Source organism: Clostridium sp. AF02-29, from assembly GCF_934835585.1.
GTDB classification, from domain to species: Bacteria; Bacillota; Clostridia; order Lachnospirales; family Lachnospiraceae; genus Otoolea; species Otoolea fessa.
Window position 1 is genome coordinate 109468 of record NZ_CAKVZK010000003.1, and the last position, 8372, is coordinate 117839.

Genomic DNA, 8372 nt, shown 5'->3' on the forward strand with positions numbered 1-8372 from the left:
TGTCTGTGCACCAGTATGATCAGTACCAGTATTGGAAGTACGACGGCGCTGGCAGCAACGGCTCCGCTGTTGGAAAAGGATGAGGCGGAAGAAGAAAATCCGAATTTTGTCCTGGATCAGGAAGAGCTGAGTGAGGCACTTTTAAAAGCGGTGAAAGGAAAGCCGGTCAAGGAAGATGCCCTAACCTTTGAGGGAGAAGAATCCGAAGCGTATGAGACGCTGTTTCAGGAAGATGGTTCTCTCTTTGAATTGCATCCGGATGTGAAAGCGCCGGATGGAAAGGTGAATTTAAAGGTCTATGCGAGACTGGATGAAAAAGAGGATCTGGATCATTATACGATCACGGGAGAGGAAGAAATTTTATTTCTGCTGTTAAATCGTTCCTCTGAGAAAGAATATGGACAGATCGAGGTAGATGGAAAACTAAGCGGAAAAGTTTCGATTCTCCCATCGAAAGAGTTAAAGAAGCAGGTTCAGGATGAAGAAACGGAAGCTGTGGAAAAAACAGGTGTTTCGAATTCGAATGGTGCGGACGAAGAATCAAATGAAACGGCTGGAGAACCTGAAAAGAAAGAAAATGTAAAAGAAATAGATACGCAGGAACCAGAAAAAGAGAATCCGGCGGAAACTCCGGAAAATGGGGATAAGTCAGAGAATCCGGCAAGCGAGCCGGAAAAAGGTTCAGAGACAGAAAATCCGGCGAATGAATCAGGAAACGAGGCAGAAGCAGAGAACCCGGCAAACGAGCTGGAAAAAAGCCAGGAATCAGGCTCGGATGCAGGTAATGCGGAAAAAACAGGTAACTCGGAAGAAAAGGACAGTCAGCCGGATGCAGATTCGGGCTCAGAAAAGGAAAAGAATGATTCTACAGGCAGCGAAGCAGGGAACGTGGCGCAGGTATCGCGATCGGATCATTTTAAGATGTTCCTGACAGCGGCACCGGCGACGGCGAGCGAGATGCGGACGGAAGATGAGACACCGGAGAAAGAAACGAATACAGACAGCCAGCCGGATGCGGAGACGGAAGTCGATATAGAAGACGGAGCAGAGCGCCTGCAGGGTGAGTCATATGAGAGCGTTCTTCTTAAAAATACGGCGGCTGCAGCATTCGTGACGACCGCTGCGGAGCTGGGGCTTTCCGGCAGTGTGGATGATGCGGTCTACACGGTTAATACAGATTCCGCTGTACTTACCCTGACGGTACCGGCGGGTGCGTTTGAAGAAAAAGTAAAGCTGAAAGCAGAAGAGATCAAGGACGGAAGCGAAGAACATCAGACACTGAGCACTCAGATCCAGGAAGAAGGATACCGCGCGGATTCCTTTACAGCCTTTGATGTGAAATTTGTAAACGAGGCAGGCGAGGAAGTCGAGCCATCCGAAGAAGTAAAGGTCAGCATTCAGTTTAAAAAGAATGCAGTTGAAAGTGAGACAGCAGAAAATCTGGAAGAGACAAAAATCCTGCATATCCATGAGGATGTCATTACGGAACTTTCGGAGGTTGAAATCCAGGATAGCACAGAGGATAGTGAAAAAACAGCAAAATTGACCTTTGGCGTCAATGAATTTTCGATTCTGCTGGCTTTAAATGAGGCAGTTGCCGGCGTGGCAGAGGTAAATGGCAATGCATATGATACGCTGGAAGACGCGTTTGCGGCAGCAGGCGATGGGGATACGGTGAAGGTGCTGAAAAACTGTGGACTGTCAAATACTATCTCAGTCGGTAAAGATCTCACACTCGATTTGAATAGAAAAATAGTAAAAGTAAAAATAGTTCCGGAGGCAAAAGCAGCGCAGACAATCAGTGCGTTTACGGTTTCAGAATCGGTAACTTTTACGATTTTGAATGGCCTGCTTGGTGGAAGTGGCAAAGATGCCGATAACCGTGCGATCGAGGCAAACGGCGGAACAGTCATTCTGAAAGATACGATTCTGGCAGGTTTTCAGGCGTTATCTGGAAACGGCGGCGCTGTTTGGATGAATGGCGGTACGCTGGAAGCAGAGAAATGTAATTTCGGTTATTTTACAAGGGAAGATAATAATTATAAAGAATATAGTGGACAGGGAAATTTCGCCCAGAGCGGAGGTGCTGTCTATACTTCTCAGGCAACAGTCAAAATGGAGAAGTGTAATTTGTTTTATAACAGTGCGATTGATATGACAGGAACGACCGGACAGTATTGGTTTGGCGGCGGTGCGCTTTTTGCAGATCGCGGAACGGTGACACTGAATGAAAATTATTTCTTCTATAATACATCTAAGGATTATGGTGGAGCAATCCATCTGGATGCGGTGCAGACGGCAGAATTGACAGGCAACCGGATTCGAAATTCACATGCTTATAACCATCGGATTACAGAGATGGCAGCCAGAGGCGGCGATGGCGGTGCGATTTACAGCCGTATATCGAAAACAGTTACATTGAAGAACAATACCATTACAGAATGTACCAGCATGGGAAATGGTGCCGGGCTGTGGGTACTTGGAGAGGCTGATTGTGTTCTGACATTGGAAGGAAATACCATTGCTAAGAATGAAGCGGGTCAGCGTGGCGGCGGTATGAAGCTGAATATGGATAAGAACAGCCAGGTGAATTTAATCAGTGGTTTGATCAGTGAAAATAGCTCGTCTGGCTTTGGCGGCGGAATTGATTACACGAATCACGAGAATCCAACGCTTCATCTTACGAATGTACTGATAACAGGAAATCGGGCATCGCGTGGTGCAGGAATCTGGGCGTGCCCGACCTCGGAGACAGAGGTTTATTCTACTTTGGGCGGCGCTTTTTATGGAAATAAGGCAACTGGAAAGACAGGCGGTATTTCCTATTCTTATGAAGCATCAGGAGATGAGATCCGCTATGAAGGAATCGATACACCGGATAAGTTCTCGATTCAGAGCAACCCGCCGAGCGCAACTACCCACATTTCTGTTTCCGGCCGTTCTCTGGGCGGCGGTGTGCTCAGATGGTATTCCGATGAGGCGGAAAATCGCTATCAGGCTGGAAATCCAGAAGCGGCTCCGGCTATTTATACCAATACAAATAAGTCATTTGGTTTACATGGAGAGTTGAGTGAGGAACACCAGAAATTGGCGTCATCGGAGGCACAGCTTGTTATCAGTGACAATGTTTCCAAGCGCGGCGGCGGTATTGCAACGAACAGTCCAATCGTGATTGGTATGGAATATGCCGATGTGGCGGTAGAAGTAACTAAAAAATGGACCGAAGAAACTCACCCAGACCACGTGTACGTGGATCTCTACCGCGTAGGTGATACGAGCGGTGAAAAAGTGAAGCTCGACAGCCGCGTAGAACTGAATGCGGAAAATAACTGGTCGGCGTCGTTTGAGGATCTTCCGTCAAAATGCGTTTCGAATGGAGAAGTGGAAGATTGTCACTATATTGTGGAAGAAGAAACGCTGGAAGGATGGAAGGGAAGTTCCAGTACTGAATATGACAAGGAAAACAAGACCTATCACATTACACTGACCAATGCACCAATTCAGTACGGCAGCCTGACGGTTTCCAAAGAGGTCACCGGAAGCGGAGACAAGGAAAAAGTGTTCACGTTTAAAGTAACCTTGCAGGGCGGCACTGCATTGAACGGAATTTATGGCGATATGGAATTTGTCGATAATGTAGCAACATTTACATTGAAGCACGGCGAGAGCAAGTCGGCAGCCGGTATTCCGGAGGGGATCGCTTACACGGTGGAGGAGAGCGGAAATGAAGGCTATACCGTGACGAAAACAGGAGATGTGGGAACAATCGCTGGTGGAGAAACAGCAGTTGTAAAATTTGTCAATGCCATGAGCGGAGGAGATAATCCAACTCCAACACCAGATCCGACCCCGGATCATAATGGCGGTGGAAGCCATGGTGGTCACGGCGGAGGAAGTAGTTCTGGAAGCAAAAAGTCTTCGACCACAACCGCGTCTGGTCCGGCAGCAGAACCGACCGAACCGGTTACACCGGTTGAATCAGAACCTCAGCCGGTCGTACCGGAAGAGGGACTTCCGAAGACTGGAGAAGACAGGATGAATGTGCCGATGGCTGTGCTGACAGTTGGAATGATGGCAGCAGCCTATGTATTAATGACAGGTAGAAAAAAGACAGAAGAATAGAATCTGGCATAGAAAAATAAAGATTGCACGGTCATAAAATCAGGTTGATAGGGCGTCACCAGAAAAGTAAGTAAAAAAGGCAGCAGTAAAACAGACAAAAACGGAAAGAAATAGTCTGTTTTGCTGCTGTCTTATTCTATCTCGAATCTCCCACGAATCTCCCCAGAGAAAGAATGCGGCTATCTTTAAATAAAATACTCCGCCTCACTTCTGCGCGTATAGTTCTGCTCCAGCATCGCGACGTGGGACAGAAAGGCCTCATTGTCGAAGTATTTGGCGCCAGCCGGGCAGATCTTGATGCACGCCTGACATTTAATGCAGATACCGATGCAGGTGTCCGGTGCATCTGCCGGGATGGATCCCATCGGACAGACTGTTGCACAGATGCCGCAGCCAGTACATTTTTCCGGATCGGTGACTGGTTTGGCTTTCAGGAAGACAGCCGGTTTTCCGTCGGTGCCGAGCGGGGTGTAATATGGTCCGACCGGATCATCGCCGCGCACGGCAATCGGAGCCGGGATTTCGGTCAGGGAAGCGACCTTTTCAGCCGCCTTGATGCCGAACGCGTGGATCTGTGCGAGATCATCCGCATCTGGACGTCCGGTTGCCAGCTTGTCGCTGAATACGTGCTCGGTCGGGATACCGGCACCTGCGATGGTGTGGAAGCCGTGCGCCTCTAATTCATTGCGAAGCTCGATGAGCCCATTGTCGAAGTTACGGTTTCCGAAGACAGCCACCGGAATGGCGAGCGCGCCATTTCCCTCAAAATGGGTCTGTACAAATGGGAGCATCTTGTTCGGGATGCGTCCCGCGTAGACCGGGGTGCCGATGACGAGCAGATCGTCAGCCCCGTATGTATGAACTTTTTCGCGGCTTTCCGGCAGCGTGAAATCATAGGAATCCATCGGGACGCCGAGTGTGTCAGCGATCGCCTGCGCCAGCGTGGTAACAACCTTTTTCGCGTTGCCGGTCGGGCTGAAATAGACTGCGTGTACGTGATTGATTTTCATGAAAATACCTTCTCTTCGTATGCTTAAATTTAATTCGGTAAAATACCTTATTATAGTAGGTATTTTAATGGATTTATGGTGGGCTGTCAATGAAACTGGAGTTTTTTGGTTACTGGGCACGTATGCGTGAATAGTAATATGTTTTTTACAGAATCGCCCAAAATATCATTACATATGTCTTGTCACATGAAATAATATGTGCTATACTGGTGCGGATGCACAAATGAAGTTTTGGATTGAAAGAGAACTCTGTTTGCGATAGGAGCATAGAGTGGCAGATAGTATTCTGCGATTTGAAGGCTGAACTATCTGCGGGATAAAAAGATAAGTGCAAACGTATGGTATAGAAAGGAAGGCAACAAAATGGTCCGGGAGGAAAATTATGATGTGGTCATCGTCGGGTGTGGCGTAGGCGGTCTGTACACCGCTTTAAACCTGCCGTCGGAAGACCGGATCTTAATGATTTGCAAGGAAGATATAGAGAGCTGTGATTCCATGCTGGCGCAGGGAGGTATCTGCGTGCTGCGGGATGAGACGGATTATGATGCGTATTTTGAGGACACGATGCGCGCGGGACACTACGAGAACCGCAAGGAGAGTGTGGATATCATGATCCGCTCCAGCCGGGATGTGATAAATAATCTGCTGAAATTAGGCGTAGGGTTTGACAAAAATCCAGATGGCAGTTTAAAATATACAAAGGAGGGCGCGCATTCGCAGCCGCGTATCTGTTTCCATGAGGACATCACGGGAAAAGAGATCACGACGACCCTGCAGACGCGTGTAAAAGAACTTCCGAATGTAGAAATCCGGGAATATACCGTTATGACGGATATTTTGGTTGAAAATGGTATCTGCACCGGCATTCTGGCAAAGAATGCAGCCGGCGATATTTTAAAGCTCCATGCGAAAGACACGGTTCTGGCGACCGGCGGCATCGGCGGGCTTTACAAGCATTCGACGAACTTCCCGAGCCTGACGGGCGATGGACTGGATGTGGCAAAGAAACACGGCGTGCGTCTGGAGCATCTCGATTATGTCCAGATTCATCCGACCAGCCTGTACAGCAAGAAGCCGGGACGCAGCTTCCTGATTTCAGAATCGACCCGCGGCGAGGGGGCAGTTCTGTTAAATGGAAAGGGCGAGCGCTTTGTCGATGAGCTTCTGCCGCGTGATGTGGTGACGCAGGCGATCGAGAAGGAGATGGAAAAAGAGGGCAGCGATCATGTATGGCTGTCGTTTAAGGCAGTTCCGGAGGAGACGATCCGGAACCATTTTCCGCACATTTATGAGGAGTGCTTAAAAGAGGGCTACGATATCACGAAGGAACCGGCTCCGGTCGTACCGGCGCAGCATTATTTTATGGGCGGTATCTATGTTGATCATTTCTCCGAGACGACGATGAACCACCTGTATGCGGTTGGTGAGACGAGCTGCAACGGCGTACATGGAAAGAACCGGCTTGCCAGCAACAGTCTGCTGGAAAGCCTTGTATTTGCAGAGAGAGCGGCAGGCAAGATCGCCGGACGGGAGGACGAAGAGTATGAATCCAATTACGATGCAGCTTGTTGCGGATGAGTATATCCGCATGGCGTTAAAGGAAGATATCAACAGTGAGGACGTTTCGACGAACGCGGTCATGCCGGAATACCGCAAGGGCGAGGTACAGCTCTTAGCCAAGGCAGACGGTATTATCGCCGGTTTACAGGTGTTTGAGCGCGTGTTTAAACTTCTGGACGAGGCGACCGAGACAAAATTTGAGGTAAAAGACGGGGATACCGTCACAAAAGGGCAGTTTTTAGGCGTGATCACCGGCGACATCCGGGTGCTTCTTTCCGGCGAGCGGACGGCGCTTAACTATTTACAGCGGATGAGCGGCATTGCGACCTATACGAATCAGGTGGCGAAGCTCTTAGAAGGAACGAAGACGACGCTTTTAGATACGCGCAAGACGACCCCGTGTATGCGTATATTTGAAAAATATGCGGTCAAGGTTGGCGGCGGCAGCAACCACCGTTACAACTTATCGGACGGCGTGATGCTCAAGGATAACCATATCGACGCAGCCGGCGGAGTTAAGGCGGCGGTTGAGGCGGCGAAGGAATATGCCCCATTTGTCCGCAAGATCGAGGTGGAGACGGAAAATCTTGATATGGTGCGCGAGGCAGTGGAAGCGGGCGCTGATATTATCATGCTGGATAATATGACCCCGGACGAGATGGCGGAGGCGATCCGCATCATCGACGGACGCGCCGAGACGGAGTGTTCCGGAAATATGACGAAGGAAAATATCGCAACGATCACGAAATTAGGCGTAGATTATGTGTCCAGCGGCGCGCTGACGCACTCGGCACCAATTCTGGATTTGAGCCTCAAACATCTGCGGGCATTATAAAAATTTAAAAACTAAGAAAGGACAGGGAAAACAGGATGGAAACAACGATGACAGGAGTACAGCGGAGAAAGAAAATACTGGAAATGCTGGGACAGTCATCCACACCGCTTTCCGGCGGGGCGCTGGGGCGGGCAGTCGGCGTGAGCCGTCAGGTGGTGGTGCAGGATATCGCGCTTCTGCGTACCGAGGGACACCCTGTCCTTGCGACTGCCCGCGGTTATGTGCTGGAGGTGCCGCACCAGACGGAACGCCTCTTTAAAATGTGCCATACGACCGAGCAGACGCGCGAAGAGCTGAATACGATTGTTGATCTGGGCGGCGAGGTGCTGGATGTCATGGTCAACCACCGCATCTATGGAAAGGTATCGGCGCCGTTAAATATCCGCAGCCGCCGCGATGTTGAGGCATTTGTGGAAAATATCCGGACTGGGCGTTCCACGCCGCTTTTAAACGTGACATCGGGCTATCATTTCCATCACGTGGCTGCCGATCAGGAGGAGATTCTCGACGAGATCGAGGCAGCGCTGCGGGAAAAGGGATTTCTGGCGGACTTCCTGTCATACGAGCAGGAAGAGGTGGAAAAATAGGGGGAAAGTCAAAAGAAATGAATTTTTGAAATTATTTTAAAAAATATGAAATTTCCTGTTGACATTCTTTTTCAAATGTTATATACTATCTTTGCTGTCGATGAGACAGACAAGCAGTTGGCTGAGAGGTCAGATGCGGGAATGGTTACAGTGCCGGATAAAACGGTCAGAATCGCAAAATGAATATGAGTCTGTAGCTCAGCTGGATAGAGCAACGGCCTTCTAAGCCGTGGGTCGGGGGTTCGAATCCCTTCAGGC

At 49.4% G+C, this 8372-nt stretch carries 5 protein-coding genes; 4 read left to right on the forward strand and 1 reads right to left on the reverse strand.

Annotation, left to right across the window (positions count from 1 at the left end; genetic code table 11):
• Positions 1 to 15: 15 nt before the first annotated feature.
• The gene (locus PUQ60_RS01790; protein WP_273401038.1) at positions 16 to 4122 is read left to right on the forward strand and encodes a Cna B-type domain-containing protein; all 4107 of its coding nucleotides are present in this window, start codon (positions 16 to 18) and stop codon (positions 4120 to 4122) included.
• A 185-nt stretch (positions 4123 to 4307) separates the two neighbouring features.
• On the opposite strand, the gene PUQ60_RS01795 is transcribed toward PUQ60_RS01790, so the two are convergent.
• Positions 4308 to 5132, reverse strand: a complete 825-nt coding sequence (locus PUQ60_RS01795) for an EFR1 family ferrodoxin (RefSeq protein WP_273381307.1) — start codon at positions 5130 to 5132, stop codon at positions 4308 to 4310.
• A gap of 363 nt (positions 5133 to 5495) precedes the next feature.
• On the opposite strand from PUQ60_RS01795, the gene PUQ60_RS01800 reads away from it, so the two are divergent.
• The 3 genes from PUQ60_RS01800 to PUQ60_RS01810 are packed head-to-tail and all read left to right on the forward strand — an operon-like array spanning position 5496 to position 8114.
• Entirely contained in the window at positions 5496 to 6710 is a 1215-nt protein-coding gene (locus PUQ60_RS01800) for an L-aspartate oxidase (protein ID WP_273381305.1), read from the forward strand.
• Positions 6676 to 7527 (forward strand): carboxylating nicotinate-nucleotide diphosphorylase, encoded by an 852-nt coding sequence (gene nadC, locus PUQ60_RS01805; RefSeq protein WP_022359784.1) that lies wholly within the window; start codon positions 6676 to 6678, stop codon positions 7525 to 7527. The genes PUQ60_RS01800 and nadC overlap by 35 nt, the downstream gene beginning before the upstream one ends.
• Before the next feature lie 47 nt (positions 7528 to 7574).
• On the forward strand, positions 7575 to 8114 hold the full coding sequence (locus PUQ60_RS01810) for a transcription repressor NadR (protein WP_333489813.1): 540 nt from the start codon (positions 7575 to 7577) through the stop codon (positions 8112 to 8114).
• Positions 8115 to 8372: the final 258 nt, after the last annotated feature.

Excerpts from the sequence above, each read along its gene's own strand:
- PUQ60_RS01790 (WP_273401038.1), top strand. The coding sequence starts at position 16 with ATGATCAGTACCAGTATTGGAAGTACGACGGCGCTGGCAGCAACGGCT.
- PUQ60_RS01795 (WP_273381307.1), bottom strand. The coding sequence starts at position 5,132 with ATGAAAATCAATCACGTACACGCAGTCTATTTCAGCCCGACCGGCAAC.
- PUQ60_RS01800 (WP_273381305.1), top strand. The coding sequence starts at position 5,496 with ATGGTCCGGGAGGAAAATTATGATGTGGTCATCGTCGGGTGTGGCGTA.
- nadC (WP_022359784.1), top strand. The coding sequence starts at position 6,676 with ATGAATCCAATTACGATGCAGCTTGTTGCGGATGAGTATATCCGCATG.
- PUQ60_RS01810 (WP_333489813.1), top strand. The coding sequence starts at position 7,575 with ATGACAGGAGTACAGCGGAGAAAGAAAATACTGGAAATGCTGGGACAG.